The 26,912-nt window shown below is 58.5% G+C and carries 29 protein-coding genes and 1 tRNA gene; 9 read left to right on the top strand and 21 right to left on the bottom strand.

The features are described 5' to 3' along the window. Positions 1 to 32: 32 nt before the first annotated feature. Genes xseA through FB555_RS00895 form a run of 5 tightly spaced genes read left to right on the top strand, consistent with a single transcriptional unit; the run spans position 33 to position 4,255 of the window. A complete protein-coding gene (gene xseA / locus FB555_RS00915; RefSeq protein WP_182483569.1) occupies positions 33 to 1,256 on the top strand; it encodes an exodeoxyribonuclease VII large subunit in 1,224 nt (407 codons plus the stop codon). 2 nt (positions 1,257 to 1,258) lie between these two features. Further along, positions 1,259 to 1,507 (top strand): exodeoxyribonuclease VII small subunit, encoded by a 249-nt coding sequence (locus tag FB555_RS00910; protein ID WP_182483568.1) that lies wholly within the window; start codon positions 1,259 to 1,261, stop codon positions 1,505 to 1,507. Beyond that, the gene (locus tag FB555_RS00905) at positions 1,504 to 2,151 is read left to right on the top strand and encodes a DUF4245 domain-containing protein (RefSeq protein WP_182483567.1); all 648 of its coding nucleotides are present in this window, start codon (positions 1,504 to 1,506) and stop codon (positions 2,149 to 2,151) included. Before FB555_RS00910 ends, FB555_RS00905 begins: the two co-directional genes overlap by 4 nt. Continuing rightward, positions 2,148 to 2,801 (top strand): carbonic anhydrase, encoded by a 654-nt coding sequence (locus FB555_RS00900; protein WP_182483566.1) that lies wholly within the window; start codon positions 2,148 to 2,150, stop codon positions 2,799 to 2,801. The genes FB555_RS00905 and FB555_RS00900 overlap by 4 nt, the downstream gene beginning before the upstream one ends. Positions 2,802 to 2,851: 50 nt before the next feature. Next, positions 2,852 to 4,255, top strand: a complete 1,404-nt coding sequence (locus FB555_RS00895; RefSeq protein WP_343046361.1) for a class II fumarate hydratase — start codon at positions 2,852 to 2,854, stop codon at positions 4,253 to 4,255. A gap of 438 nt (positions 4,256 to 4,693) precedes the next feature. Here the strand turns inward: FB555_RS00895 and FB555_RS00890 are convergent, their stop codons facing one another. From FB555_RS00890 to FB555_RS00880, 3 genes are all read right to left on the bottom strand, one after another. Next, complete coding sequence (locus tag FB555_RS00890; RefSeq protein WP_182483564.1) at positions 4,694 to 5,194, bottom strand: prepilin peptidase; 501 nt, start codon at positions 5,192 to 5,194, stop codon at positions 4,694 to 4,696. Between the two features lie 122 nt (positions 5,195 to 5,316). Further along, positions 5,317 to 6,684 carry an RNA 5'-3' helicase PhoH2 gene (phoH2, locus tag FB555_RS00885; RefSeq protein WP_182483563.1) on the bottom strand — a complete coding sequence of 456 codons (1,368 nt, stop codon included), beginning with the start codon at positions 6,682 to 6,684 and terminating at the stop codon, positions 5,317 to 5,319. A gap of 80 nt (positions 6,685 to 6,764) precedes the next feature. After that, a complete protein-coding gene (locus FB555_RS00880; protein WP_182483562.1) occupies positions 6,765 to 7,544 on the bottom strand; it encodes an isoprenyl transferase in 780 nt (259 codons plus the stop codon). Positions 7,545 to 7,639: 95 nt separating this feature from the next. On the opposite strand from FB555_RS00880, the gene FB555_RS00875 reads away from it, so the two are divergent. After that, complete coding sequence (locus tag FB555_RS00875; RefSeq protein WP_220475725.1) at positions 7,640 to 8,422, top strand: COG4705 family protein; 783 nt, start codon at positions 7,640 to 7,642, stop codon at positions 8,420 to 8,422. 33 nt (positions 8,423 to 8,455) lie between these two features. After that, the gene (gene trhA, locus FB555_RS00870; protein ID WP_182483560.1) at positions 8,456 to 9,115 is read left to right on the top strand and encodes a PAQR family membrane homeostasis protein TrhA; all 660 of its coding nucleotides are present in this window, start codon (positions 8,456 to 8,458) and stop codon (positions 9,113 to 9,115) included. A gap of 38 nt (positions 9,116 to 9,153) precedes the next feature. Here trhA and FB555_RS00865 read toward each other — a convergent pair whose 3' ends face one another. After that, positions 9,154 to 9,393, bottom strand: a complete 240-nt coding sequence (locus FB555_RS00865) for a hypothetical protein (protein ID WP_182483559.1) — start codon at positions 9,391 to 9,393, stop codon at positions 9,154 to 9,156. Between the two features lie 96 nt (positions 9,394 to 9,489). On the opposite strand from FB555_RS00865, the gene FB555_RS00860 reads away from it, so the two are divergent. Beyond that, complete coding sequence (locus FB555_RS00860) at positions 9,490 to 9,891, top strand: DUF4307 domain-containing protein (RefSeq protein WP_182483558.1); 402 nt, start codon at positions 9,490 to 9,492, stop codon at positions 9,889 to 9,891. A 30-nt stretch (positions 9,892 to 9,921) separates the two neighbouring features. After that, positions 9,922 to 10,410 (top strand): transcription elongation factor GreA, encoded by a 489-nt coding sequence (gene greA / locus FB555_RS00855; protein ID WP_182483557.1) that lies wholly within the window; start codon positions 9,922 to 9,924, stop codon positions 10,408 to 10,410. Here greA and FB555_RS00850 read toward each other — a convergent pair. From FB555_RS00850 to FB555_RS00770, 17 genes are all read right to left on the bottom strand, one after another. Beyond that, positions 10,407 to 11,330, bottom strand: a complete 924-nt coding sequence (locus FB555_RS00850) for a linear amide C-N hydrolase (protein WP_343046400.1) — start codon at positions 11,328 to 11,330, stop codon at positions 10,407 to 10,409. The two genes, greA and FB555_RS00850, sit on opposite strands and share 4 nt — an antisense overlap. Before the next feature lie 21 nt (positions 11,331 to 11,351). Then, on the bottom strand, positions 11,352 to 12,596 hold the full coding sequence (ilvA, locus tag FB555_RS00845) for a threonine ammonia-lyase (RefSeq protein WP_182483556.1): 1,245 nt from the start codon (positions 12,594 to 12,596) through the stop codon (positions 11,352 to 11,354). A gap of 18 nt (positions 12,597 to 12,614) precedes the next feature. Beyond that, a complete protein-coding gene (locus tag FB555_RS00840; protein WP_182483555.1) occupies positions 12,615 to 13,496 on the bottom strand; it encodes a M48 family metalloprotease in 882 nt (293 codons plus the stop codon). Between the two features lie 59 nt (positions 13,497 to 13,555). Beyond that, positions 13,556 to 14,122: a LemA family protein gene (locus FB555_RS00835; protein WP_182483554.1), complete on the bottom strand. Its 567-nt coding sequence runs from the start codon at positions 14,120 to 14,122 to the stop codon at positions 13,556 to 13,558. Positions 14,123 to 14,240: 118 nt separating this feature from the next. Beyond that, entirely contained in the window at positions 14,241 to 15,134 is an 894-nt protein-coding gene (locus tag FB555_RS00830; protein WP_246323492.1) for a cytochrome c oxidase assembly protein, read from the bottom strand. 16 nt (positions 15,135 to 15,150) lie between these two features. Continuing rightward, entirely contained in the window at positions 15,151 to 15,738 is a 588-nt protein-coding gene (locus FB555_RS00825; protein ID WP_182483553.1) for a TasA family protein, read from the bottom strand. Then, positions 15,735 to 16,370, bottom strand: coding sequence for a signal peptidase I (locus tag FB555_RS00820; RefSeq protein WP_182483552.1), 636 nt, complete (start codon positions 16,368 to 16,370; stop codon positions 15,735 to 15,737). Before FB555_RS00820 ends, FB555_RS00825 begins: the two co-directional genes overlap by 4 nt. A 64-nt stretch (positions 16,371 to 16,434) precedes the next feature. Continuing rightward, positions 16,435 to 17,154: a hypothetical protein gene (locus tag FB555_RS00815; RefSeq protein WP_182483551.1), complete on the bottom strand. Its 720-nt coding sequence runs from the start codon at positions 17,152 to 17,154 to the stop codon at positions 16,435 to 16,437. Between the two features lie 97 nt (positions 17,155 to 17,251). Next, the gene (locus tag FB555_RS00810) at positions 17,252 to 19,351 is read right to left on the bottom strand and encodes an ice-binding family protein (RefSeq protein ID WP_182483550.1); all 2,100 of its coding nucleotides are present in this window, start codon (positions 19,349 to 19,351) and stop codon (positions 17,252 to 17,254) included. 383 nt (positions 19,352 to 19,734) lie between these two features. Continuing rightward, positions 19,735 to 19,811 (bottom strand) — tRNA-Leu (locus tag FB555_RS00805). A gap of 68 nt (positions 19,812 to 19,879) precedes the next feature. Then, positions 19,880 to 21,196 (bottom strand): FAD-dependent oxidoreductase, encoded by a 1,317-nt coding sequence (locus FB555_RS00800; RefSeq protein ID WP_182483549.1) that lies wholly within the window; start codon positions 21,194 to 21,196, stop codon positions 19,880 to 19,882. Between the two features lie 16 nt (positions 21,197 to 21,212). Continuing rightward, positions 21,213 to 22,496: a S8 family serine peptidase gene (locus FB555_RS00795; RefSeq protein ID WP_246323491.1), complete on the bottom strand. Its 1,284-nt coding sequence runs from the start codon at positions 22,494 to 22,496 to the stop codon at positions 21,213 to 21,215. Further along, positions 22,493 to 23,002 carry a DUF501 domain-containing protein gene (locus FB555_RS00790; RefSeq protein WP_182483547.1) on the bottom strand — a complete coding sequence of 170 codons (510 nt, stop codon included), beginning with the start codon at positions 23,000 to 23,002 and terminating at the stop codon, positions 22,493 to 22,495. Before FB555_RS00790 ends, FB555_RS00795 begins: the two co-directional genes overlap by 4 nt. 1 nt (position 23,003) lies before the next feature. Continuing rightward, entirely contained in the window at positions 23,004 to 23,510 is a 507-nt protein-coding gene (locus FB555_RS00785) for an FtsB family cell division protein (protein WP_182483546.1), read from the bottom strand. A 22-nt stretch (positions 23,511 to 23,532) separates the two neighbouring features. Beyond that, the gene (eno, locus tag FB555_RS00780; protein WP_182483545.1) at positions 23,533 to 24,813 is read right to left on the bottom strand and encodes a phosphopyruvate hydratase; all 1,281 of its coding nucleotides are present in this window, start codon (positions 24,811 to 24,813) and stop codon (positions 23,533 to 23,535) included. 99 nt (positions 24,814 to 24,912) lie between these two features. Then, a complete protein-coding gene (gene hisS / locus FB555_RS00775) occupies positions 24,913 to 26,205 on the bottom strand; it encodes a histidine--tRNA ligase (protein WP_182483544.1) in 1,293 nt (430 codons plus the stop codon). 4 nt (positions 26,206 to 26,209) lie between these two features. Next, a complete protein-coding gene (locus tag FB555_RS00770) occupies positions 26,210 to 26,896 on the bottom strand; it encodes a nucleoside triphosphate pyrophosphohydrolase (RefSeq protein ID WP_182483543.1) in 687 nt (228 codons plus the stop codon). Positions 26,897 to 26,912 lie beyond the last annotated feature (16 nt).

The raw sequence follows: 26,912 nt of genomic DNA, 5'->3' as shown, positions 1-26,912 counted from the left end.
TAAGTCGGTGGTGCGCGCTAGCCTTGTCAATCATGAGTGATGTCAGCGCAACCCCCGACGAGCCGTGGCCCGTTGCCGCCCTCACGACCAAGCTCAAGTCCTACCTAGACCGCTTGGGGTTGGTGTGGGTGGAGGGCGAAATCACCCAGTGGGACGTTCGGTCTTCCGGGGTTTTTGGCAAGCTCAAAGACCTCACCGAAGACTCGACTATGGGGTTCACCGTCTGGTCCTCGGCGAAGTCGAAGATGCCCGCCGATCTCAAGCAGGGCGACCGCGTTATTGCCCTCGTGCGCGTAGATTTTTGGAAGAAGAACGGTCAGCTCGGTCTGAATGTGCTGGAGTTGCGCCATGTGGGCCTCGGCGATCTGCTCGAGAAGCTGGAGCGCCTGCGCAAACAGCTCGCGAGTGAGGGCCTCTTTGACGCCTCCCGCAAGCAGGCTTTGCCGTTCCTGCCCCAGTGCATCGGGCTCATAACAGGTAAAGATTCGGATGCTGAGAAAGACGTCCTCAAGAATGCTCACCTCCGCTGGCCCCAGGTCGTCTTCAAGACCATTCACACCCACGTTCAGGGAGATCAGACGATCGGTGAGGTAATCGCGGCGCTGGCCAAGCTCGACGCGGACCCCGAGGTAGACGTCATCATCGTTGCTCGCGGTGGTGGCGACTTTCAGAACCTTCTCCCCTTCAGCGACGAGCGGCTCGTGCGTGCCGCTGCTGCGTGTGTCACTCCGATCGTCAGTGCCATCGGGCACGAAGCCGATAGCCCGCTTCTCGACAACGTTGCCGATCTGCGAGCCTCCACCCCCACGGATGCGGCGAAACGCGTCGTTCCCGACGTAACGGAGGAGCTCGCTCGGATTCTCGATGCACGTGGGCGAATCCAAACGCGAGTCACCGCCTTCGTGTCCGGCGAATGGGAGAAGCTGCAGCAAGTGCGCTCTCGACCGGTATTGGCCGACAACGAGTGGATCATCACCAGTCGCGCCGAAGACGTCATGCGGCACGTTCAGCGTGGGTCCGATTTGGTGGAACGTCGCCTTGATCGCGCGGCGGCCGAAACTCAGCAGCTCCGAGCCCAACTTCGTGCCCTTTCGCCCCAGCAAACCCTTGACCGTGGCTACGCCATTGCTGTCATGAAAGACGGACACATTGTGCGCGCCGCTGCTGATGCTCCAGCCAAGACATCCTTTGCTCTCACACTTGCGAACGGCGTCATCGACGCGGTCAGCAACGGACCCCGATCGGTAGAATCATAACCATGGCAGCCCCAGTAGATACCGCAAAGCTCAGCTACGAAGAAGCTCGCAACGAGCTCGTCAATGTCGTCTCCGAACTCGAGCAGGGTTCTCCTACGCTGGAGCAGACTCTGGCCCTGTGGGAACGCGGCGAGGCCCTTGCCACAAGATGTGAGGAATGGCTCATCGGTGCCAAGGAGCGCCTGAACGCTGCTCGCGCCGGCCTCGACGCTGCTGCGACAACTGTCGATACCTCTGCCCCACCGGCATGAGCAAGACTCCCAAAGAACCAAAGATTGTTGCCGGGCTCGGGCGCCCCGAGACGGCGTCGGAAACTCAGGCCAGAAAAGCCGAAAACTCCCGCCTGTATGTGCAGCGCAAGACCGTGAACAACCTCGTGCTCTCGATGCTGGCCACCGTCGGCCTTGTCGCCGTTATCTTTTTCGCTGTCCCTCGTTCGAATGTCACGCCGAATTGGCAGGTTGACTACGTGGCCTTGAGCGAACAGGCAGCGCTCAGCATGGGGGGCACACTCGTCACCCCACAGATGCCTGAGGGGTGGGCAGCAAACGCCGCCGAGGTTCGCTCCAGTGCCTCCGATAGTGTCACAAGTTGGTACGTGGGCTTCATTACGCCCACGAGCGAATTCATTGGTTATAAAGAAGCCCTCGTGGCGAACCCCACGTGGGTTGCCAACACGTTGAAGGGCCATTCACCTACCGCCGCGCGCACAATCGGCGGCATCGTGTGGACCGAATATGACTACCGGTCAATGGAAGATGCGAAGAATCTTGCGTATGCCCTTGTGACGGTCCACGGAGACAGTACTTTTGTTTTGTACGGTACGGCAAACGACGCAGAATTTACCACGCTGGCCGAGAAGATTTCGGCCGAAATCGAAAGGAGCAAATCATGACGATCGTCACTCCTGCCCATGCCTGGAAGCAGATGTCACTCGGAAATGAGCGCTTTGTCGCCGGCGCACCCGCCCATCCTCACCAAGACGTTGATCGCCGCAATGAACTCATCATTGAACAAAAGCCTATGGCAGCACTCTTCGGATGCTCAGATTCCCGTTTGGCCGCAGAAATCATCTTCGATAAAGGGCTGGGCGACCTTTTTGTGGTGCGAAATGCAGGTCAGATCATCTCGGATTCGGTGGTCGGTTCCCTCGAATATGCCGTCGGAGTTCTGGGGGTTCCCCTCATCGTTGTGCTCGGTCATGACAACTGTGGCGCTGTCAAAGGCGCCATCGACATGCTCGGCCCCGATGCCGTTGAGCTCCCGCCCCACATTGCGAACCTCGTAGCGCGCATCACACCAGCCATCCGACGGGTCGCTGGTGCCGCCGGTCTGTTCGCTCCCGATGGAACGCTGGACCCCGACTCCGTTGATGCTCTCGCCGTCGGGCGCGAGCACCTGCGGGACACCATTGCTGAGCTCCTGGAGTCCTCCGAACTCATCACGGCGGCCATCGCTGAGGGTAACCTTGCCATTGTCGGCGCCAACTATCGACTCGGTCAGGGTCGCGTTTTACCCGATGTCGTCGTCGGAATGATCGAATAGATTCTTCCTTTAAAAAATCAGTCACAAACCAGACAGCAAGGATGCCTTTCGTGGTCGAGAACAACGCAACTGAGTACCGCATTGAACACGACACCATGGGTGAGGTTCGCGTCCCCAAGGATGCCCTCTACGCGGCGCAGACGCAGCGTGCGGTGGAGAATTTCCCCATCTCCGGTTCCGTACTGGAGTCGGCCCACATCGCCGCTCTTGCCCGTATCAAGAAGGCGGCTGCCCTCGCCAACGCCCAGCTCGGCGTGCTCGATGAGGAGATCGCGCAGAACATTGCGTTGGCCGCCGACGAGGTCACCACCGGCAAGTTTGACGGCCAGTTCCCCATCGATGTCTACCAGACCGGTAGTGGCACCAGCTCAAACATGAACATGAACGAGGTTCTGGCAACGCTGGCGACCCGCAGCCTCGGCAAGCCTGTGCACCCCAACGACCACGTGAACTGCTCGCAGTCCTCCAACGATGTGTTCCCCACATCCGTTCACGTTGCGGTTACTAGCGCCCTCATCAACAACTTGATCCCCGCGCTCGACCACCTTGCCAAAGCCCTAGAGGTCAAGGCTGACCTGTGGGCTACAGCGGTCAAAGCCGGCCGCACCCACTTGATGGATGCCACCCCCGTCACTCTTGGCCAGGAATTTGGCGGCTACGCTGCCCAAGTTCGCTATGGCATTGAGCGCATTGAATCCGCTCTCCCCCGCGTCGCCGAGGTTCCCCTTGGTGGCACCGCCGTTGGGACTGGCATCAACACCCCCAAGGGCTTCCCTCAGCTCGTCATCGCGTTGCTCGCAAACGAAACAGGTCTTCCGATTACCGAGAGCCGCAACCACTTCGAGGCTCAGGCCAACCGCGATGGTCTGGTCGAAGCATCCGGTGCCCTACGCACCGTTGCCGTCTCGCTCACCAAGATCTGCAACGACCTTCGCTGGATGGGTTCAGGCCCGAACGCCGGTCTTGGCGAATTGCACATCCCTGACCTGCAGCCCGGCTCCTCCATCATGCCCGGCAAGGTCAACCCCGTCATCCCCGAGGCTGTTCTCATGGTCTGCGCACGCGTTATCGGAAACGATGCCACCGTCGTGTGGGGCGGCGCCTCCGGCTCGTTCGAGCTCAACGTAGCGATCCCCGTCATGGGCACCGCCATTCTCGAGTCAATTCGCCTTCTCACCGAGTCGAGCAAGGTCTTAGCCGACAAGACCATCGTTGGTCTCGTGGCCAATCTTGACCGCGCTCGCGCTTTGGCCGAGTCCAGCCCCGCCATCGTGACACCTTTGAACAAGGTCATCGGTTATGAGGCTGCCGCCAAAGTTGCCAAGCACGCCGTTGCCAAGGCGATGACCGTGCGCGAGGCCGTCATCGACCTCGGGTTCGTTGAGCGCGGAGAGGTCACGCTGGACCAGCTAGACACTGCCCTGGACGTGCTGTCCATGACGCACCCCGGCTAAACAACACCGCGTCGTCGCCCATCGCGACAGCACCGCTTCCTCAGCTCAAACAATGAGAATTGCCCCCGCGGACAAACGATCGACACCACCGCGCCCAAAATACTTACGCTTCCGCAAACACATTCGACATGCCACCTTTAGTGACCTCAAACCGAAGATTTTCGTCGACATGCCTCGTTTGGCGACCTCGGTCGGCGTGTCGGCCACCAAACGAGGCAACTCGATGAGGGCGGGGGATGTTCAGGCCACCAAACGAGGCATGTCAATGAAGACGGGGGATGTTCAGGCCACCAAATGAGGCAACTCGATGATGCGGCCCGGGGTCGCAGCGCGTTCAGTGCCACAGAGCGCCCGTAGCGCCCTCATTGCCGTCACGCGAACCTGTTGACGACTGCCCTGACTCTCTGATTGAGGAGGAAGAAGAGACATGAGCGTGAATTAGCTGGGGAGGAGGAGCCCCAGAGCAACCGCAATCCAGAAGCCGAGCAACATGAACGGACCGAACGGGATGCGGCTTGTCCGCGTTCCACGACGGGCGATCAGGATGACGGCACTCGCGAGGCCACCCAGACCAAATGCCAGCAGTGGCGAGAGTACGCTCACCGTTGGGTCAACAAGGCCAGCCGCGATTCCCAAAACGCCGGCAAGCTTCACATCCCCCATTCCCATGCCACCAGTAAGGCTCAGGAGCAAAAGAAACAGCATGTAGGCCGCACCTGAGATGAGGGCGATGAGTTCCGCCGGCAAGACCGACCACGGGATTACCGTTGCGGAGAAATCGCCGTCTGTTACCCAGACCAACACCAGGCTCACCGCTGCCACCAGATAGCCCGGCAACACGAGGCGATTGGGGAGGCGCCGCGAGCCTATGTCAATAACGAAGAGCGGCACCGTCACCGCGGCAATATATGCCAGCAACAGCCAGCCCCAGGAATTCATATGCGCACGCTAATGCAAAAGACCCCCGCACGGCGGGGGTCTTCCACAAGTTGCACTATGAACACTAAGAAGTTTGTTGCGTTTTGAGATTTTCAGGCTGATGTAGGCCGCCCAAGGCCGCCTTAGGCGTTGTAGTCGGGCGACTCCAACAGCTCGGTGACGAGAGCTGCAATGGCACTGCGCTCGGAGCGGGTGAGCGTGACGTGACCGAACAACGCGTGCCCCTTCAGGCTTTCAATGACGCTCGCGATACCGTCGTGACGACCGACCCTCAGGTTGTCGCGTTGGGCTACGTCATGAGTCAAGATGACGCGCGAGTTCTGCCCAATGCGACTGAGTACGGTCAGGAGCACGTTGCGCTCCAGCGACTGGGCCTCATCCACGATGACGAACGAATCGTGTAGCGAACGGCCCCGGATATGCGTGAGCGGCAAGATTTCGAGCAACCCACGGTCAACGACCTCATCCAGAACGTTCTGAGATACGAGGGCGCCGAGGGTGTCAAAGATCGCTTGACCCCAGGGGTTCATTTTCTCGCTGGCGTCACCGGGAAGGTAGCCGAGTTCTTGGCCGCCTACCGCATACAGCGGCCGGAAGACCACGATCTTCTTGTGCTGTTGACGCTCCAAAACGGCTTCGAGACCGGCGCACAGTGCGAGCGCCGACTTCCCCGTTCCGGCACTCCCCCCAAGCGAAAGAATTCCCACACTCGGGTCGAGAAGCATGTCGATAGCGAGACGTTGCTCGGCCGAACGACCGTGAAGTCCGAAGACATCTTTATCGGCGCGAACAGCCTTGACTTCACCCTTCTCGCCGACCCGACCGAGAGCCGAACCGCGTCCAGAGTGAATGATGAGCCCGGTGTTGACGGGCATGTCTACTGCTTCGCGCACGCGAATCGTGTCGGACTCGTACAGCTCGGCCATCTGCTCGTCGCTGAGGGTAATCTCGGCGACTCCGGTCCATCCGGAATCGATAGCAAGTTCGGCACGATACTCCTCAGCTGACAGGCCAATGGAGGCGGCCTTGACACGCATGGGTAAATCTTTGGAAACCACCGTCACGGCTAGGCCGTCGTTAGCGAGGTTCATGGCAACCGCGAGGATTCGCGAGTCGTTATCGCCCAACTGCAGCCCCGAAGGCAAGACAGCCTGGTTCGTGTGATTCAACTCAACGCGGAGGGACCCGCCGTCACCAATGGCAATGGGAAAATCGAGCCGCTCATGTTTGACACGCAAGTCATCGAGATGACGCAACGCCTGCCGGGCGAAATAACCGATTTCGGGGTCATTCCGTTTTTTCTCCAGCTCGCTAATCACCACCACGGGAATGACCACGGCATGTTCGGCGAACCGAAACAATGCCTGCGGGTCAGACAACAAAACCGAGGTATCTAAGACATAGGTACGCTCGGTTTGACGGACTTTTTCACTTGTCTGGCGCAATCCCGAGGTGCGGGATCGTGTGGCGCCACTGCTCTGCGGGCTCATGACTAGAAACTACGTCGGCTTGCTCACAAAAGGCACGCGACACGCCCTCGTTCATCAAGGCGACACATGAGTGTTAAACGTTAGCCACCATAGCGACGATCGCGCCGCGTGTAGTCACGCATGGCACGCAAGAAATCGACCTCGCGCAGGTCGGGGTACATGGCTTCCACGAAGTAGAACTCGCTGTGGGCGCTCTGCCACAACATGAAGTCGGAGAGCCTTTGCTCACCGGATGTTCGGATAACGAGATCCGGATCCGGCAGCCCTCCCGTGTAGAGATGGGCGCTGATCAGTTCCGGCGTGAGTTTCTCGGCCAGATCGTCAATGCTGCCGCCTTGCGACTGATGTTCGGCGATGATGCTGCGCACCGCATCCGCAATCTCGGCCCGGCCGCCATAACCGATAGCAAGGTTCACATGAAGCCCCGTGTTGTTCTTGCTGCGCTCTTCCGCGGCGACGAGTCGCTCGAGAAGGGGTGCGGGAAGGCCTTCATCGTTTCCGACGTGCTTGATTTTCCAGTCGCGATAAAGGGAGAGGCCCTCGGCCAGATCGCCAATAATGTCGAAGAGTTCGGTGAGCTCAGCCGTGTCGCGACCCGTCAAATTATCAGTGGAAAGAAGGTACAGAGTGACCATCTGGACCCCGATGTCATCGCACCAGACCAAAAACTCGGGAACCTTGAGGGCACCGGCGCGATGCCCATGGGAGGCGCTCTCCAAAAAACGCTCTCTGGCCCAACGCCGGTTTCCATCCACAATCATGCCGATGTGGTGCGGAAGCACGTCGGTCGTAAGACCATGGCGCAGTCGCTTTTGGTACAAACCATAGAGAAAGCCGGGGCGATGTGCGTGGGAATTCACGCTTCTTACGTTAGTCGAAGTCCGTCCTCGTCAAGCAGCGAATGATTGCGATCCTTCACAGCCGATTGATAGGAATATTCGGGCACTGTTATGCCATGACAACTTTGCCCCCCGCCACTATCGGCCGCACGCTCCTCAACAAGGTGCCCGAAGTAACCCTACTTTTCTGGATCGTCAAGATTATGTCCACCACCGTCGGTGAGACGGTCGCCGATTTCTTCTCGACCACACTGAGCCTCGGCTTGAACGGCACCACCGTGGTCATGTTGGCGTTGCTTATCGTCGCCCTCATCGTGCAGTTCCGTCAACATCGCTACGTGCCCGCCGCCTACTGGGTCACCGTCGTGTTCATCAGCGTCTTTGGCACACTGGTGACCGATAACCTCACCGATAACCTCGGTATCGAACTTTGGATGACAACGGTCATCTTTGCGATTGCGCTCGCCGTTGTCTTCATTGCCTGGTTTGCGACTGAACGCACCCTGTCGATTCACTCGATCACAACCTTTCGTCGCGAAGCCTTCTACTGGCTGGCGATTCTCCTCACGTTTGCGCTTGGTACAGCCGGCGGCGACCTGTTCTCCGAGGGTCTCGACTTGGGCTACCTGCTTTCGGGCATCATTTTTGCGAGCGTCATTGCCGTCATCGCGGGCGCTCACTTCTTCTTCAAGCTGAACGCCGTCCTCGCCTTCTGGGCTGCGTACGTACTCACTCGCCCTTTCGGTGCCGCATTTGGCGACCTGCTCTCGCAACCCACCGATGCGGGAGGATTGGGGCTCGGAACAACAATCACCAGCGCCGTCTTCCTGGTGATTATCGTGGTCATCGTTACTGTTCTAGCCCGCAGAGAAAAGAAGGAACAGCCAACGTTGGAGTAACGCGGGCTCGCTCAAGGTCGTATTCTGGCGAGTATGAATGCACGGGACGAAGAAACAAAACCAGTGTGGCGCGGCTGGATTCATGCCGGCGTCTTTCCCATTGCGATTGTCGCAGGAATAGTGCTCTTGGTTCTCGCCCACGGCCCCGCCGCCAAGTGGAGCTCTGCCGTCTTTGTGTTGACGTCACTGCTACTTTTTGGCAATTCGGCGCTGTACCACCGCTTCACCTGGAAGCCACGCACCAAAATCATCCTGAAGCGTATCGATCACGCGAATATTTTCTTGCTGATCGCGGGCACGTACACGCCCCTCGCGGTGCTCGCCCTTCCTCCCGCGCAAGGCACTCTCCTGCTGGTAATGGTCTGGTCCGGAACGGTGCTCGGCATCGCCTTCCGCGTTTTTTGGATTAGCGCCCCACGTTGGCTCTACGTTCCGCTCTACGTTCTGATGGGATGGGGCGCATTTGCCTACATCGTTCCTCTGTTCACCGCGAGCGTTCCGATGATGATTCTGGTTCTGACTGGCGGTCTGCTCTATACCGTGGGCGCCGTCATATACGGAATGAAGAAACCAAACCCCGTTCCGGGAGTCTTCGGCTTTCACGAGATATTCCACTCACTGACGGTTTTGGCATTCTTATGCCACTGGAGCGCGGTGCTCATCATTGCGCTTGCGCCGATGTACAACGCCTAACGGGCTTTGACAGCCCTCCAGCATGAGCCCAAACGCGACTAGTTGGCGGCTTGGCGATCTTGCTCAGCCGCCTCACCAGCCGCAACCTCGGCGTCGAGGAGGATTCCTACTTCTTCACGATAACGTGAGCGACGGATGCGGCGCACCAGGTCAAAAACCAACAGAACCGTCATGCCCGCTATGAAAAACGTTGCAAAGAAACCTACGACGCCGGGCGTCACCAAGTTCGGGTCAAGCTCAGCTGCGACAAAAAACACAGGTTCCTCCGGTGGTGCCATCTGAAGACTTTTTACAAAAACAAGGAGCACAAATTGCGCATACCCTTAGAGGTAAAGCGTACCGTCGGTGGGCAGGAATATCTCTGGGAGAACCGTGTGAGCACGCAGCTCGATGACCGTTACGGCCGCTCCCCCAAAAATGCGAACCCGCTTCGTCGGCGCATCCTTCTGGGGTCAATTGCTGCGCTGACGTTGGGGGCAATTATTGTGTGGTTACTGTGGACCGATGTCTTGGGGCTCAAGCCCAGCGTCGTCTTCCGGGACACCGGGCACTCCCTCATCAGCGATGCTCAGGTCAGTGTGAGTTTTGATCTCACCGTCACCGAGGGTCGCGAGGCGGCCTGCGCCATCCAGGCTCTTAATCCCGACTTTGCGGTCGTGGGCTGGAAGATTTTTGTCTATCCGGCGTCGACGGAACGCATCCGTCAAATAACCGAGACCGTCACCACATCGGAGTTCGCCACCACAGGTTTGGTGTACTCCTGTTGGCTCACCTAGGCTGTTACAACTCGTTGGATAAGGATCATCATGGCTGAAGCGCCCATCGCAAAATTCATCAACCAAGCGGCTTACGACCGTCTCGAAGCTGAGCTCGAAACGTTATCGACCACAGGCCGTGAAGAGATTGCACTGCGCATTCAGTCCGCTCGTGAAGAGGGCGACCTCAAGGAAAACAGTGGCTACCACGCAGCCAAAGACGAGCAAGGCAAGATTGAGGCGCGCATTCACGCCCTCAAGTCCCTGCTCAAAGATTCCACCGTGGGCGAGGCTCCGGTAAGCAGCGGTGTCGTCGAGCCAGGAACGGTTATTACCGCGATGGTTGCCGGCGACGAGTCAGTCTTCCTATTAGGAAATCGCGAAATTGCGGCTGGCACCGACTTTACGGTCTACAGCGAAGCCAGCCCCATGGGCGCCGCGATTCTTGGCCTCAAAATTGGGCAGTCCGTCACGTTTGAAGCTCCCAACGGCCGTGAAATCCACGTCGAGATCACGAACGTCGCCACCTTTACTGGCTAAAAGGTCAGTTCTGCCGGCGTGAGCAGCCCTGAGACATCCCCAAAAAGGCGAGGGTTGCTCGGGTCAATACTGAGGACCTGGGTTCCATCGGCAATATCGCTGAGCCGAATCCACACGGGGGTGGCGCTGAGCCGAGACTGAAAATAGTAGGTTGGCTCGTCGAGTTCACACACCGAATACCACCACGTCGGGTAGACGCCCCATTGCTCATCCGGAGCGCCGAAGGGCACGGCGACATTCTGGATGAGCTGAAACACTCCCGCGAGAGCCTGATCCGTGGTCTCGGGCTTCGGCAGGTAGTTCAAGAAGTAGCTAGCCCGAACGAAGCGGTCCATGCTCTTGATATCGCCGGGAGGCGGTAGCTCGCCGCCGAACGGTGCGTAACGTGCGAGGTTCTCGAGCTGCTCATCGAGAAGCGGCGAATTCGCCATCACACGGTATTCACGGCCGTGGTGGACAATCAGTTCCCCATTGTGCGGTTCGATAATGGCCGAGTCGCCCGAGGCATCCTCGATGGCAAGATGCACACCAATTTGTTGACCGCGAATGTCGGGAGAGAAGAGTCGATACGAGGCGAGGTCCGCCAACACCTCCGCAACCGTCGTGTAGTTATCGAGAACGTACTGAGCCCACAGCGCGTGCGTGAGCCCCGGGCGATCGTCAACTGCCGGCCACGTGACGTTGTCGAGATACAGGAGATGTGCGGCGAGGCCGTGCTCATTGATGCCATCGGCGGCACCGACCCCCCACATGCTTGTGCTCACGCTCGAATACTTTGATTCCCAGGTCAACGGCTGGGGATCCCCCACCGCCGCGCGCTTGAGGCCCCGCGGCAGAAACCACAACTCGGGCTCGTCGGACACGCCCCAGTCCATGCAGCGACTTGTGACATTGGCGATTCCGTTGTTGTTCCAAAAAATGCGCGTGCAGATGATGATCCCCTAAATGTCGTCGCTGATGCGAACCTTGAAACCCTCGTCGCGCAGGCGCTTTACGACGAGTTGGCGGTGTTCTTTGCCACGCGTTTCGATGTGCAACTCAAGTTCGGCCTCGCCAATCTGCAAACCGCGCCCGTGACGCGTGTGCAACACCTCGACCACGTTCGCGTTGGCGTCGGACACGATCTGCGCCGTGCGGGCAAGTTGCCCGGGGCGATCGGGAAGCATTATGCGCAGCTTCAAGTACCGCTCAGAGGCGGCCAGTCCGTGTGCCACGATGCGCTGCAAGACCAAGGGATCAATGTTGCCACCGGAGAGAATGGCGACCGTTTTACCGGCGTCGGTGACTTTGCCTGCCAGGATTGCGGCGACACTAACGGCTCCGGCCGGTTCGACGACCATTTTGGCGCGTTCCATGAGCATGAGCATCGCACGAGCGGTGTCGTCCTCACTCACGGTCACCACCTCGTCCACGGCATCTTTGATGATGTCAAAGTTTTGGAGGCCCGGTTTCGCGACCGCGATTCCGTCGGCAATGGTCGGATGCACGTCAATCGTCACGGCGTGCCCAGCGGCCAAGGAGGGAGGATAGGCGGCGGCGTTTTCGGCCTGAACCCCAATGATGCGCACGGTGCGGCCGAGTAGCGCAGCTTTCTGCTTGACGGCGCTGGCGACACCCGAAATGAGCCCGCCGCCTCCGATGGCAACGATGATGGTGTCGACATCAGGAATCTCGTCCAAGATTTCGAGGCCCAACGTTCCTTGGCCGGCAATAATATCCGCGTGATCGAAGGGGGGAATAAACATAGCCCCGGTCCGCTCCGCCATCTCGATAGCGGCCGCCAGAGACTCATTGAAGATGTGACCCTCGAGCACGACCTCGGCGCCGTAATCGCGCGTGGCCTCCAACTTGGGAAGGGCTACGCCCAACGGCATGTAGATGGTTGCCTTGATTCCAAGTTCTCGGGCGGCGAGAGCCACGCCCTGAGCGTGATTGCCCGCCGACGCCGCCACGACGCCATGGGAACGCTCTTCGGCTGTGAGCTTGGACAAACGGTTGTAGGCGCCACGGAGTTTATAGCTGCCGGTGCGCTGCAGATTTTCACATTTTAAGAACACCGGTGAGCCCAAAATACTGCCCAGAAACCGTGAGGTTTCCATGGGAGTGGGTTGCGTTACCTCAGTAACAACAAGTCGTGCGGCCTCGAACTCGGCAAGGCTTGGTCCGGCAAACGTGGTGAGCGGCATACCCCCGATTCTACGACTTTAGAAGCTGCCCCCGATGGCACGCAAGCGGTCGATTCTGCTTTGCAGTGGCGGATGGCTGGCGAACAGGCGAGCGACCACGCCGGGTTTGTCGGGTTCGGAGATCCACATGTGCGCCATGCTGGTGGGTTTTTTCTGAAGCGGACGACCGTATTGCCCCAACTTGGCGAGCGCTCGGGCCAAAGCCTCGGGATGCCGTGTCGTGAGAGCCCCCGTGGCATCAGCCAAATATTCGCGCTGGCGGGAGACCGCGAGTTGCACCATCGTCGCCACCAGAGGGGCCACGATCATCGCGACGAGGCCGAAGATGAGGACCACGGGATTCCCGCCACCGTTGTCACGGCTACCGCGGGCGAAAAACGACATCCGTAACAAAATATCCGCGATGAAACCAACGGCTACGACGAGACCGAACACAATGACCGAAACGCGGATGTCATAGTTCTGAACGTGCCCCATCTCGTGCGCCATGACCCCCTCGAGCTCGTCATCTTCCATGATGTCGAGCAGACCAGAAGTAGCGGCCACAACAGCGTGCTTGGGGTCGCGCCCCGCGGCAAAAGCGTTCGGGGCCGGGTCGTTGATGATGTACACCTTGGGCATCGGCATGCCCGTAGTGATGGCGAGGTTTTCGACAATGCGATAAAACCGCGGGTTATCGGACTTGTCAATCTGGATGGCGCCGCTGAGGGCTACCGCCTCGGAGCCAGAAAGGAAGTACTGAAAAATGACGTAGGCGATGGCGGCACCAACGGTCCAAAAAATGATATTGGGATCTTTATACCAAGCCCCGGCAACCCACCCCAGACCGCCGATGAGGACCATAAAAATGGCCATGATGAAGATCGTGTTGCGTTTGTTGCGCGCAATAGCGGAATACATGACTAACCCTGCTTGTCAGAGTGAAGAGTGGGGGTTGAGATCTGCGGCTTCAGTGGTGATTAGAACTGAACGCGAGGGGGCTCGGCGATGGCCGCGGCATCCGCGACGTCAAAAAAGTCACGGTTATGGAAACCCAGTTGCTTGGCAAACATGTTGTTGGGGAAGATTTGAATCTTCGTGTTGAGCTCGCGCACACCACCGTTGTAGAAACGACGGGCAGCCTGAATCTTGTCTTCCGTATCGACAAGCTCACCTTGCAGGTGCAAGAAGTTCTGGCTCGCGTGAAGCTCAGGGTAGGCCTCAGCAACGGCAAAGAGACTCTTCAGGGCTGCCTGCATGTGCCCCTCAGCAACCGCGGCATCCGCGGGACCGCTGACCGAAAGAGTCTCGGCCCGAGCCTTGGTTACGGCCTCAAAGACACCTTTCTCATGAGCCGCATACCCTTTGACGGCCTCAATCAGGTTGGGCAACAAATCGGCACGGCGCTTGAGTTGAACGGTGATGTCACTCCACGCTTCGTCAACGCGAACGTTCAGCGTCACGAGGGCGTTGTATGTCGCCCACAAAACAATGCCAATAATGACAACGATTGCAATAACAATGAGGAGCGGAATCAGAAAGTCCATGTTTCAATCGTAGGCCGCAAAGGCTGAATGTCTGCTCCGAGAAACCGGCGCAACTCCTGAGCCTGAGCGGTGAAAAAATTCCGCCGCACGCCCGCGCCGGCTGCTGAGTCGAAAATCCCTAGCGGCCTGCCGAATAGGGACCACGAAGATGCTCTTTCACGAGCTCATCCATCTGTTCGTCACTCAACTTGTCGACATCCTTGGCGTCACGTTTATCGGAGCGACGCCACACGATGAACAGCAGTGCCAACACCGGAATATCGACCACTTCGGCGATAGCCCACAGCAGGTCGCCTGATAGCTGCTGATCGCGCAGCGGGTTCGGAAACCACAACGGCAGGACTCCGGCTACGGTACCTACATGATCGGTAACCGTCTCTTGAATTCGAATGACGATGCCCGGGATCGCATCCATCATTAGCTCGGCAAACACCAGCAAAAACTGAGCCGTGATAAGAAACGTCGTCACACGAACGTTGCGCACCGACGCCGGCAAGATGATGAGCAGACCCATCAGCGGCACGACAATCGTAAAGATTGCTTGCGAAATATCACTTTGCCGCAGTACGCCCGCGAAGGGCGTCACAAAAACCATAAACAAGGCGAGGGCAAAGAAGGTCGCAAAAACGGCGTTGGAGATGAGCCGCAGTGGCCAGGATCTCAGAATGGTGCGCAGGACGCGGCGGGGCTTGCCCCGGAGGACTATCAGCGCGAGGGCGATGGGTTTGCCGAGCGAGAGCCCGGCCGGAACCACGAACAACAGCAGAACCACGCGGGTGGTAAAGGCCCAGCGCAGCTCGGTGCTGTACGTTCCCAGAAAACCGAAAGACACCCACGCGAACGAGCCCAGCCCGAGAACAAAGAAATACGCGGTGAGACGCCGCGGCCAAGCGTGCCCACGGCGGCGCAGCGACCGGACTCCGAGGAGGTAGAGCATGGCATAAACGACGATCGCCGCGACGGCGACGGCGTCGAAATGCCACGTGGCAAGAAAAACTAAAACGGGAGGCATTGTTGTTTAATTTTAGTTACTTCGTTTGACCCGCTCGTTGAATAGCCGTAGCGATGATGGTGACGTGTCCCGTGGTGTTCGCCATTGATGCCGGAGCCGAGTCGGCCAGTCGGTAGGTAAAACGTAGGTGATCGACGCCACCGGGCGTCAGAGCGTCTGAACCCGGAAGGTTGATGAGTCCTGTGACCGGGCGGTCAACACTCACTATTTTCGCCACTGCCCCGCAGGTAAAGTTTGGCGTGTTGCCAACCCACGGAACCGTGCACGAATCGATGGCGAGTTGAAGGCCATCTGAAATGGAGCCCGTATTCGTGCCCGCCACAGCAATCTGAATGGTGGAGAGATTCAGGGCACCGAAGTTTGAGAGATCGGACACAAACTGGACAGAATCAGCGGGCTTGAGAGGACCGACGGTCGTGTCCAACTGCGCCGTTGCAGTTTCGTTCCAAGAGAGCTTCACTGTTCCCGCACCGACGCTGACACTGCTCACACTCGAATCACTGAAGGTTCCAAATACACCGGACGACGCCAGGGCCACGGACGTACCCAAAAAGACAATTCCAAGGATTACAGGGACTAAGACCCGAAGTCGAAGGTGATTCATGATGCCTCCTGTGCAACGCTTTCATGCGCCCGGGGACGGTGCCAGACAGAGCGGAGGATCCACAAGGCGACCACGAGTACGCCAGTTGCCAGAAGCCAGATGGGAGCAAGGGGTTGCGCCAGCCAAATCGCTGGGTACCCGAGAAAAGGCACCGATGTTTGGAGGCGCCAGACCGTCGCATCGGCAATCGTGACGATCCACGGATCGGCTTGAGGGTTATTGTCACCCTGGGTGGTAGCAAAAAGCACGTCGGGGTTCCAGTTGGAGAACTGATCGGCTTCATTGGGACCGTAGACATGCGTGATGCGGTGGATGACACGTGTCGACGGCTGCGTAGGATTCGAAAACACAATAACGTCGCCGACCTGAATGCTACTTTTAGAAACCGGTACCGTCAGTGCCATTGACCCCACAGGCATATTAGGGGCCATGGAGTTTGACAAGACGGGTACTAATCGTGCCGTCCCCGTCGCGGAGAGAGCAAAGATTGCCACGGAAAGTAACACTCCGAGACCGACCAAACTTGTGATCAGAACACGAATAGCGAAGAAGATGCGGCGAGCTCGAGGAGACACCACTGGCAGATGCAGTGCAGGCAGATGAACTGCCGGTACATGCAAACCGTGAGGCATGTGGTGTCTCCTTGCGAGCTAACTATTTACTGTCGAACAGGTGAAACGTTAGGTGATTCGATTTTTAGCTCGTTGCACCGGCACGCTGGACAGCAACGAATGTGAAGCTCAGGGCCGTCGATGCATTTTGGTATGTGTTGTCAGCGCCCACTGGGAGCCTGAAAACAGCCATTGCATAAATAGGTACAGCACCGCCATCGGTGTTAAACGTCCCTGAGGTGGTCGCGGTTAGGCCAAAGTCGCTAGGCGCAAAGGTGTGAATGGCGTGAGTGGAAACAAAATCGTTGAGGTTTGTTGCGGCTGATGTCACCGTGGGGGCGCTACCAACGCATTCAACGAGAGGCCCTGTTGTGGGAACAGGTGAAATTGCTGTCCACGCAACTGGGCACGTCAGAACAGTGAACTGGAGTCCGGTTGTTGCATCCAGTAAGGACCCGCCGCTGTTGCCTTTTCCATCGTTGCCCAAGACTAGTGACGCACCACTGGGTGCGACGAACGATAGCTCGAGTCCGGAGGCCAAGTTTCCTGCACCGGCCGTCGATGGCAAGTTAACTGTCATTTCTTTGTAAACGACGTCACCCGGTGCCATGTCGCCAATTGTCATAGCGGTTACATTTGTAATCTTAACGGCACCGGCATCGGCTGAAATTGATGCGTTTCCGGTTGACGTGAAGGTTGCGAACGCACCGGCACCCACGATGGCGGCACCACCGATAAGGACACCACCGGTGGCAACGATTTTTTCGAGGGTTCCAAGTTGACTAATTTTCTGTGACAAACGCATGATATTTTTTCCTTATTGTTGGGTCTGAAGGCCAGTGATGATGCTCTCGCCATTTCTTGGCGAAAATCTGAGAAACTGCTTCTCGCAGTTGACCGTGCTAGCAGCCAGCCGCGCTGACAGCATCGGGTGTTGTCGATGAGGTGCTGGCGCCTGAGAAAACGCCCTCCCAGCGATACAAGTCCGGACGGACTCGATATTGGAAGTCATTGGACTCCCCGACACGATCATCGAGGAATGAGGTTGCAGCGCCTGGCAGGATAGCTATGCTCGTCCAGCCGGATGGAGCTGCCCCCGGGCTTCGAGGTATGTTTCGTCGTTGAATAGTCCACGACGTAGCTCGAGAGTTTTCCGTCCAGGAGAGAGAGGCCTGCGGTCGCCCACTGAGACAACTCGAAATGGGCGGTGCCACAACAGCGCTCTCTGACCAGTCACCAGCGGCAACGGTTGGAACGGCGCTAGGATAGCTGGTGAAACCTTGCGGAATGAGAGCCGCGGCATCCACAAATATGGTGATGCTAGCTGAAGAAGTCGGACCGTTCACTCCCTCAGTCGACTGATCAGCGGCAATGTAGTTTGCTACGACTGGCCCGACAAAACCGGAGGTTGGGGGAATGTAAGTACAACTGGCGCTCGAACACGTAAGAACACCTTGGCTTGGCGAAAGAATATCGGCTGAGGTGATAACAAGGGTGCCCGGGCCACCGTCCGTGTCATTGGCCAACGGCGCAATCACTATGGTGGGGCCGCCAGTGGTAACGACGGCGCGGTCGGCGCGCGTTAGTGGGGCGACCGCAACAGCCGAGACAGTGACTGTCACGTGAACATTCCACGAGCGACCTAGTTGAGAAACAGAGTAATCAAACCCGTCCGTTCCGGTAAACAACTCTGATGACTTGTACGTGCAGAAACCCCGAGTTTCCCCCGCATCTGAGCACTTCACACTGCCGAAAATAGGTGCACCCGGTATCGTGGTCTTCGCTTCACCGATTGCTCGTGGGTGAGAGGTGAGCTGCGTGCGAGAGACGCCAACGCCAGTCGGAAGGGTCTGGTCGTTCGTGAGGACATCAAAAGTTGTTGCGGCACCCTGCAAAACGGTAACGGCGTCGACGACCGGAATAGGCCAGACCACAACTGTTTTGGTCTGAGTTGCAATGACCATGATATGTGTGGAACTCGTTCCCACGACGCCGGCTGTAGCCGTGGCGTACCGTTTAACGGCGTCGTTGAATGTCGCCAGGTATGTGGCCGTTCCGACAACAAACTCTTTGGGCAACAGAATTCCGGGATCCCCCGACCAGACGTAGGAGATAGTGGAAATACCCGGGACGCCATTGACCACAATCGGTGGAACGGTCAGGGCGACGTTGCCGCTGTTGGTAACAACAAAAGTGTAGGTAATTGTTTCGCCATCAAACACAAGATCAGAAGGGCTCGGGCTGTTCGAGAGTGAAATTTCTGGAACGCCGAGCGTTCCCATTCCCGCACCCAATGAAACGGCGCCCGACGTCGAAAGCGTTCGGCCGGAAATAACAGTATTCGCACCGACCGCAATGGCACCATTTGCGAGAATTGTTCCCGCAAATGTCGCATCGGCTCCGATGTTTACGGCGCCGAGCACCTGCCAGTAAACATGCCGAGCCTGAGCGCCGTTGATGAGCACAACCGAAGTCGAGGCAGCGCTATTGAATGCGGCTCCAATTTGAAAGATAAAAACGGCGTCGGGATTGTTCAGTGCATCGAGTGTCACCACTCCAGTGTTCGCAATAGCGGCTGTTGCTCGATAGACGCCAGGGACGAACGTCGTGCTGATAATATCGCCGGCAAAGAAGGCCGTCGCTGTTCGTGAAGCGGCCTCCGCATAGGCTGTTTCAAGATCTGCTCGTGCTTGCCCGACGCCGGCAACCGCGGCGCCCACTGAGGCTCCAGCGCCCGTCGTCGAAGAAGCACCAGGACCAACCACGGCGCTTCCAGCTACGTCGGCACCCGCACCGACCGTCAAAGCACCCGCCGAGATAGAGGAATAGGCCGAGGCCGTTCCCAAGTAAATGTCGCCCGCTGCGTCGGTGGCTGACGAAGCCAACGGATTCATAATGGCCAATAAGGTCGAGATGACGGCGACGATTGTCGTCGCGGTAGCCAGACACTGTTTATGCGATCCATGAACAGGGCGAACAGTCAGATGCGAAAAGTGAAACACCTGTGATAGCCCCTAAGTTGTCGTGACGGCGTTAGAAATTGGACGATGCCTAATCGACTTCGTTAAGAAACTTTTGTGACACCACGGAGTGTCACAAAGTGGAACTTCGGCCACACCAGAAGTCTCAATTACAAGTTCCTAAAGGTGGTACAGCTCCGTTGCTAAATATAAGGCCACATAAGCAGGCCGCGGCGGCAAATATGCATTTAGTGCTGTTATCTGCCCCCGAGACCGTGTATAAGCAGTGAAAGTTCTATGAATTACCTATCAACGTCCGCTGCGAGCAGACTCAATATGGACAGAGTTCGTTACGAAGACTCCACGTCAGGAACCGGGTGCAGAAAGCCACACTTAAGCAATTTCCGGTTTTTGCCGCGATAAAATGGTGCCCCCACTGGGATTCGAACCCAGACTGTGACGATTTTAAGTCGTCTGCCTCTGCCGGTTGGGCTATGGGGGCGTGCCTTGCAAGAGTAGCAATGTAAAAGGGAGGCCCGAAGGCCCCCCCCCTTTACATAGACACCAAAATTACTTAGGGCGTGACGCGAATTCTTCAAAGGCGACGCGAGGAGTCTCGCGGGCTTCGAGGGAGACAATGTCGCGGCCCAGCCAGAAGTTGTTCCACCAGCCGCCTGCTACCCGGAACTTGCGCTCGAAGGAAGGCATAGCGAGACCGTGGTAGCCGCGGTGAGCGATCCAAGCGGGCCAGCCAGTGATGGCAAGCTTTCCGGACTGGAAGACACCCACGTTGAGGCCGAGGCCAGCAACGGCTCCCAGGTTCTTGTGGAGGTAGTCCGTGGGGCCTTCGCCGCGAAGGGCGGCGACAAGGTTATTTGCCAGCAACTTTCCCTGGCGAACGGCATGCTGAGCGTTGGGAACGCAGAAACCGCCTACGCCACCACCGGAGAGGTCGGGGCACGCTGTAGCGTCGCCGGCACCCCAGGCGCCCTCGAGGATTCCCTCGTCGCCTTCAACGCGAAGGTCGGCGCGCAGGCGCAGGCGTCCACGCTCGTCCAGCGGGAAATCTGTGTTCTTCAAGATGGGATGCGCCATGACGCCGGCGGTCCAAATGATGAGGTCCGAAGCGAAGCTCTCGCCGGTGGACAGCTCGATGATGCCGTCCTTGGCCGACTTCAGCTGGGTGTCCAGGTGAACGGTCGCGCCGCGCTCGTCGAGGTTTTTGAGAACCCAGTGGCTGGTCTTCAGCGATACTTCGGGCATGATGCGGCCCATTGCCTCGATGAGGTGAAAATGGGTGTCCGCGAACTCGAGTTCGGGGTAGCTCTTGATGAGGTCGCTGGCGAGTGAACGCAACTCAGCGAAAATCTCGATCCCAGCAAAACCGCCACCGACAACAACAACCGTCAGGAGTCTTTCGCGCTCGGGGCCGGCCGGCAGCTGGGCGGCACGATCGAAGTTGCCGAGAATCCGGTCGCGAACTGCGATCGCTTCTTCAATGGTCTTGAGGCCAATAGCCTCATCGGCGACTCCAGGGATGGGGAATGTACGAGAAACAGCGCCAGCAGTGAAGACCACGTGGTCATAACCTTGAGTGAAGCTCTCCCCAGCGTTGGGCAGAATCGTCGCAGACGATGTCGCGTGGTTAATACCCGTGACCTTGCCAGCGATGATGCGCGTGGTCTTGAGGTGGGAGCGGTGAGCAACAACAGCGTGACGCGGCTCGATCGAACCGGCAGCGACCTCAGGCAGGAACGGCTGGTATGTCATGTAGGGAAGGGGGTCAACAATGGTGACCTCGGCTTCGCCTTTTTTCAGTAATTTTTCGAGCTTCCACGCGGTGTAAAAACCAGCGTAACCGCCGCCAACAATCAGAATCTTGGGCACAGGGAAATGTCTCCAGTCACAGAACAGGGGGTGTATTTGGTTCGTCTTCGATGTCTTCCGTCTCAGGGACATCTGGAACAGAACGAACGCGCCGGATAACGCCAATGCTTCCCAGCACTATAAGCGTAGCGAATCCTAGGAGAAACGCTAACGGGAGCGCGAGGTTTGTGCTCTGAAACAGTGTCGGGGCCCCCGAAAATTGCGACCATTCATCAGGGAGCGGCAACGGCGTAGCCGTCACTGTCGAATCGGGTGTGGGGGCCTGCGTTGATTCCGCCCGGCGATAGAGGTGAATCCACTGTGCCAAATCGCCAAGGGGGTTTGCCTCGACCGCAGGGACGTCAGCCGAGACAGCAGCGCCAGCGTTGATGATCCCGTACCCATAGGTGGGACTCGGCACAGCACCGACCGGGGTAGCCGTTGCGAGCACGCGCTGAATCACATTCGCGGCGTCGAGCCCAGGGTGCGAAGCCCGCACCAAAGCCACCAGCCCGGAAACCAGCGGCGTTGCGCCGCTGGATCCAGACCATGTCATGTACTGACCAGACGCGGCAACCCCCACCAGTTGCTCACCAGGGGCAGCGACCCCAATGGTGATGCCTTGGCTCGAAGCGTCGTAACTTGCCTCGCCGTTGGCGTCGAGCCCAGCGACGGTGAGCACCCCCGGGATTGTGGCGGGAGCACCGACCTCTTCGGTGCCCGTGCCCCGGTTGCCGGCCGCCGCCACAATGACCACGTCATGGTCAAAGGCATATAAAAAGGCGTCATCCCAGCTACGAGGCCACTCGAGAGAATTTCGGGTGAGCGACATGTTGATGATGGTCGCTCCGTTATCAACTGACCAACGAATGGCCTGCGCGATTTGATCGTCCGAGGAGATATCGGTCGCGACCCCTAAAGCAACGGACGCCGAGAGCAGTGACACCTCGGGAGCCGCGCCGATGACACCCGCATTCGCGCCCGTGCCACGCCCGGCGAGTAGTGACGCCACGAGGGTGCCGTGATCGGGGGATGCCCCGATTGGAGTTCGACCGTCGGGAGAACCGATTCCCGAGAAGTCTGCACCGCCGATGACGGCATTACCGAGGTCAGCGACATTGCCAATTCCCGAGTCAATGACAGAGACAACGACGCCGCCGCCGCGCGTGACGTTCCATGCGTCATAAAATCCATAGGTACTGAGCCAGTACTCCATGCCGCGAATCGTGTCGGCTTGCGCGGGCAACGCCTGCCCCAGCGTAAGAGGGATGACAGCCAAGAAAGCGAGTGCCACGCTCACCAGTCGCTTGCGCACAATCATGCGTCGTAAACCAAGCATTGGCAGACGGTCGGGGTCCAGGAACAGCGGGCCAGCGCTAGGTCTCCAATGGGGTTAATGCCTGGGCCAACCGAGAGTGAATGCCCCGCGAGGGCATGCAAACACTTGACCCTCACAGGCATTCCGCCCGCCGAGATTCCCTCCAGCTCGGGAACGAGAAGGATGCTCTCGCGATCGGCAATATAGGTCTCATGAGCGAGCAAATATGCCGCCTGCATCGCTTCATCCTCGGCCAAGACTTGGGAGAATTCGTTCATCACCTGCGTTGCTTCGAGCTCTGAAATGGCAGCCGTCGCGGCGGGGTGGGTCAGGTAATACAGTGTGGGAAAAGGCGTGCCATCGGCTAAACGGGGCGCCGTGGCAACAACGGTGGGGGCGCCGCACACGCACCGGGCGGGAATACCAATGACATCACGGGCGAGACGACCCAACTGGGCTGAGACCAGACGAATGTCTTCGGCCGTGGGAGTAGGAAAAGGGGGTCGCATGTCAGCCTCCGGTGGGCGCGGGGAAGGTCGGCGTGAGCTCCGCGGGGGTTTGCGTGCCCAGACCCGCCACGAGGAACGATCCCAGCAATCCGGCAACCCAATCGTTGTTGGTGTTTTTCAATTCGCTTGTTTCTTGCACCCGCTTGTTGGGGTCCAGCGTGACGTCATTGATGACGAGATAACTGATTTCCCCGGGCATGACGTAATAGAGCCGGTCGCGAGCCTGGGCGCGTACATAGGCCGGGTCATCCCAACGTGCGCGCTGCTTGGTCAGATCATCCAGCTCGGTCTGAGTCGATGTGCTGATCGCGGTCAAATCCGCGATTTGTTGCCGCTGTTCGATCAGGATTCGCAGCTGAGGGGCCAGAATCAAAACTCCGAGAAGCGTGAGCCCCATGATCAACATGGTGAAGCCCGACAGTCGAATGCTGCCGAGCCAGACTCCCGCCTTATTGGTGCCGACGGCCATCGCCACCGGCACCTTTGTCAGGCGTGAGTTTTTCACCATTGTTGTGAGATTCTTTTTAAGCCTAGGCCGTGAAACGAGGGAAGGCGGTGCGACCGGCGAAGAACGCAGCCTCATCCAGTTCTTCCTCGATGCGCAGGAGCTGGTTGTACTTAGCAACGCGCTCGCTGCGGGCAGGAGCACCTGTCTTGATCTGACCAGCATCTGTTGCCACAGCAAGATCAGCAATCATGGTGTCTTCGGTCTCACCGGAGCGGTGCGACAAAATCGCCTTCATGCCGTTGCGCTGAGCCAGCGCCACAGCGTCGAGCGTCTCGGTGAGGGTTCCAATCTGGTTGACCTTGACCAGGATGGAGTTACCGGCCTTCTTAGCGATTCCATCGGCGAGGCGCTTGGGGTTGGTGACGTAGAGGTCGTCGCCCACAATCTGCAGCTTGTCACCGAGTTGGGCGGTCAGGTGCGTCCAGCCTTCCCAGTCGTTCTCGTCGAGAGGATCTTCGATGGATACCAAGGGGAACGATGCGGCGAGGTCGGCGTAGTACGCGGTGAGTTCGCCAGCCGAAAGCTTCTTGCCCTCGAACGAATAAGCGCCGTCGTGGAAGAACTCGGTAGCCGCAACGTCAAGCGCGAGGCCGATGTCGGTACCCGGCTTAAAGCCGGCCTGCTCGATGGCCTCAACAATGAATTCAAGAGCCGCACGGTTGTTGGGCAGGTCGGGGGCGAAGCCACCCTCGTCGCCAAGGCCCGTGGAGAATCCCTTGGTCTTCAGCAGCGACTTGAGGGAATGGTAAACCTCCACACCCCACCGAAGCGCCTCAGAGAATGACTCGGCACCGAGGGGAACGGCCATGAATTCTTGAATGTCGACACCGGTGTCAGCGTGAGCGCCACCGTTAACAATGTTCATGAGGGGAACGGGCAAAGTGTGCGCATTCGGGCCGCCAAGGTAGCGGAAGAGGGGAAGATCGGCCGAGTCCGCGGCGGCCTTGGCAACAGCGAGGCTCACCCCAAGAATAGAGTTTGCGCCGAGGCGCTGCTTGTTCTCGGTACCGTCGAGCTCGATCATCATGGCGTCAATAAGGCGCTGATCGCTGGCGTCATAGCCCTCGAGTGCCGGGCCAATCTCGTCAATGACAGCAGCTACAGCCTTCTGCACACCGCGGCCCAGGTAACGGCTCTTGTCGTTGTCGCGCAGTTCGTAGGCTTCGAAAGCACCGGTGGAGGCACCCGAGGGAACAGCGGCGCGCGCAAGCACGCCATCTTCGAGAAGAACCTCAACTTCAATCGTGGGGTTGCCACGAGAGTCGAGAATTTCACGGGCGCCGATGGCGTCAATGATAGCCACGTTTTCTCCTTGTGCATAGGTGTTTCACTGAAAATACATGAGAGGGAATTACAACAATTCTACGCGAGCCACATCCGAGCACCCAGAAACGACGGGCGGCTAGGCCAAAGGCTTCACGAGAAGGCTTTGCGCATCCGACGCCTCCGCGCTGACAAAGGCAAAGCTGTCAAAACCGGCAATGCGCGCACGCTCCAAGAGGGGCGTGACATTCTTGACACGCTTTTCGAGGCGAACGCGAACACCGCGAGCGATGAACTCGTTCTTGAGAGCGATGAGTGTTGTCAGCGCGACATCGATGTCGTGCACGAGCACGATGGATTCACCGATCGCGGTTTCGTCGACCGTGATCAGGTCGACAATCCGCTCGAACCCAATGGAGAACCCGGCAGCGGGGACATCCTGACCAAGGAATCGACCGATCATGCCGTCATAACGACCGCCGCCGCCGATCGAACTACCGGACGCGGGATGGGCAATCTCAAAAATCGTGCCCGTGTAGTAGCCCATGCCGCGAACCAGGGTGGGGTCGAAGCGAACCTCGACGCCCTCGGGCAAACCGGTGAGAGCGTTGGCCAACGTCTCGAGGGCAGCCACCGCATCCGGATCGATGCCATCCGGCAAAACACTCAAAATTCCGGGTGTCGTCAGAGGGACTCCCCCGCCAGCGAGCTGTGGCTGAATGCGTTTGAGCAGTCCACCGAGGACGGCCGCCGAATCGGCCCCAAACTCCGCGAGTTCAGCAACGACGCCCGGAGCACCAATCTTGTCGAGCTTGTCGATCGAAATTAGAGCCTGGGCAAAGCGTTCCTTGGCGAATCCGCAGTAGTGCAAAATGCCGGTCAGGATGCGTCGATCGTTGACCCGAATTGTGCACCCCGTGAGACCGAGGGCGGCCAGGGTGAAGGCGGTAGCGCTGATGAGCTCGACTTCGGCCAGTTGGCTCGCCTCACCAATAATGTCAATGTCACACTGCACAAACTGGCGGTACCGACCCTTTTGGGGGCGCTCCGCTCGCCACACGGGGGCGATCTGGATGGCCCGAAAAACGGTGGGCAACTCGGCCCGGTGACTGGCGTAGAAGCGCGCCAAAGGAACCGTCAGGTCGAAACGCAGCCCCAAATCGGCAAGGGCATGGGCGTCGCCGGATGCTGCGGCAGCAGAAAGGTCGCCATGGGTGAGGCCGCGCTTGAGAACGCTGAACCCAAGTTTCTCGTTATCGCCACCGAGGCCGGAGTGAAGGCGATCAAAGTCTTCGACCACGGGAGTTTCAATCTCGTCAAACCCATGCGCAGAATAGGCCTCACGAATGATGCGCAACGCCCGCTCACGTTTAGCTTTCTCGGCGGGAAGGAAATCGCGCATACCGCGGGGAGGGGAAACGTCACGAGCCATGGGGCTATTCTCCCACTTCGCTCTCGCGAATCTCGGCCTGGAGTCCTCGCAGTGTGTTGCGCAGGGCCCGCTCGGCATCCAGCCCCTGGGTTCTGGCTGAGGCGACAATCGCCAACAGTACAGACCCCAATTCCGCTTCCGTTTCGACGGGGAACGGGGCGGGGCCACCGATGTCCACGATGCCAATTTTCTCGGCCTTGCCCAAAATCTTGTCGGCCAAGGCCAGTGCGGGCATCGCCTGCGGAACGCCGTCGAGAGTCGAGGTGCGGCCCGGTTTCTCCACGCGCTTCAGGTCGTCCCAGACGGCCATAACGTCATCAGAGGTATCGGCCGAGGCATCGCTAAAAACATGCGGATGCCGGCCAACCATTTTGGCGGTCATTTGAGCAGCAACATCATTAATGTCGAATTCTTCGCCGGGCGTGTTGCTGGCTAGATCGGCATGAAAAAGTACTTGGTAGAGCACATCGCCGAGTTCTTCGAGGAGCTCCTCGCGACTCCCGGATTCGATCGCGTCGATGAGTTCGTAGGTTTCTTCGACGAGGTACTTCACGAGCGATTCGTGGCTTTGTTCCGCGTCCCACGGGCAACCGCCGGGGCCCCGAAGGCGCGCCATGACGGCGACAAGTTCGTCGAGCTCGGTAGCGAATTCGGCTCCGCCGAGTGGTGCGGAGATGATGGGGCTGGTCATCGGTTCCCTCCAGATG

Source organism: Alpinimonas psychrophila, from assembly GCF_014137865.1.
Taxonomy (GTDB): domain Bacteria; phylum Actinomycetota; class Actinomycetes; order Actinomycetales; family Microbacteriaceae; genus Alpinimonas; species Alpinimonas psychrophila.
The sequence above is the reverse complement of the archived record's forward strand: the minus strand, read 5'-3'. Positions and strand labels throughout refer to the sequence as shown.

Excerpts from the sequence above, each read along its gene's own strand:
- FB555_RS00830 (WP_246323492.1), bottom strand. The coding sequence starts at position 15,134 with ATGCCTCCCGTTTTAGTTTTTCTTGCCACGTGGCATTTCGACGCCGTC.
- FB555_RS00900 (WP_182483566.1), top strand. The coding sequence starts at position 2,148 with ATGACGATCGTCACTCCTGCCCATGCCTGGAAGCAGATGTCACTCGGA.
- FB555_RS00865 (WP_182483559.1), bottom strand. The coding sequence starts at position 9,393 with ATGGCACCACCGGAGGAACCTGTGTTTTTTGTCGCAGCTGAGCTTGAC.
- hisS (WP_182483544.1), bottom strand. The coding sequence starts at position 26,205 with ATGGCTCGTGACGTTTCCCCTCCCCGCGGTATGCGCGATTTCCTTCCC.
- trhA (WP_182483560.1), top strand. The coding sequence starts at position 8,456 with ATGAATGCACGGGACGAAGAAACAAAACCAGTGTGGCGCGGCTGGATT.
- FB555_RS00785 (WP_182483546.1), bottom strand. The coding sequence starts at position 23,510 with ATGGTGAAAAACTCACGCCTGACAAAGGTGCCGGTGGCGATGGCCGTC.
- phoH2 (WP_182483563.1), bottom strand. The coding sequence starts at position 6,684 with ATGAGCCCGCAGAGCAGTGGCGCCACACGATCCCGCACCTCGGGATTG.
- FB555_RS00795 (WP_246323491.1), bottom strand. The coding sequence starts at position 22,496 with ATGATTGTGCGCAAGCGACTGGTGAGCGTGGCACTCGCTTTCTTGGCT.
- xseA (WP_182483569.1), top strand. The coding sequence starts at position 33 with ATGAGTGATGTCAGCGCAACCCCCGACGAGCCGTGGCCCGTTGCCGCC.
- FB555_RS00840 (WP_182483555.1), bottom strand. The coding sequence starts at position 13,496 with ATGTATTCCGCTATTGCGCGCAACAAACGCAACACGATCTTCATCATG.
- FB555_RS00770 (WP_182483543.1), bottom strand. The coding sequence starts at position 26,896 with ATGACCAGCCCCATCATCTCCGCACCACTCGGCGGAGCCGAATTCGCT.
- FB555_RS00790 (WP_182483547.1), bottom strand. The coding sequence starts at position 23,002 with ATGCGACCCCCTTTTCCTACTCCCACGGCCGAAGACATTCGTCTGGTC.
- ilvA (WP_182483556.1), bottom strand. The coding sequence starts at position 12,596 with ATGCCGCTCACCACGTTTGCCGGACCAAGCCTTGCCGAGTTCGAGGCC.
- FB555_RS00910 (WP_182483568.1), top strand. The coding sequence starts at position 1,259 with ATGGCAGCCCCAGTAGATACCGCAAAGCTCAGCTACGAAGAAGCTCGC.
- FB555_RS00875 (WP_220475725.1), top strand. The coding sequence starts at position 7,640 with ATGACAACTTTGCCCCCCGCCACTATCGGCCGCACGCTCCTCAACAAG.
- FB555_RS00835 (WP_182483554.1), bottom strand. The coding sequence starts at position 14,122 with ATGGACTTTCTGATTCCGCTCCTCATTGTTATTGCAATCGTTGTCATT.
- FB555_RS00815 (WP_182483551.1), bottom strand. The coding sequence starts at position 17,154 with ATGCGTTTGTCACAGAAAATTAGTCAACTTGGAACCCTCGAAAAAATC.
- FB555_RS00905 (WP_182483567.1), top strand. The coding sequence starts at position 1,504 with ATGAGCAAGACTCCCAAAGAACCAAAGATTGTTGCCGGGCTCGGGCGC.
- FB555_RS00825 (WP_182483553.1), bottom strand. The coding sequence starts at position 15,738 with ATGAATCACCTTCGACTTCGGGTCTTAGTCCCTGTAATCCTTGGAATT.
- FB555_RS00890 (WP_182483564.1), bottom strand. The coding sequence starts at position 5,194 with ATGAATTCCTGGGGCTGGCTGTTGCTGGCATATATTGCCGCGGTGACG.
- greA (WP_182483557.1), top strand. The coding sequence starts at position 9,922 with ATGGCTGAAGCGCCCATCGCAAAATTCATCAACCAAGCGGCTTACGAC.
- FB555_RS00820 (WP_182483552.1), bottom strand. The coding sequence starts at position 16,370 with ATGCCTCACGGTTTGCATGTACCGGCAGTTCATCTGCCTGCACTGCAT.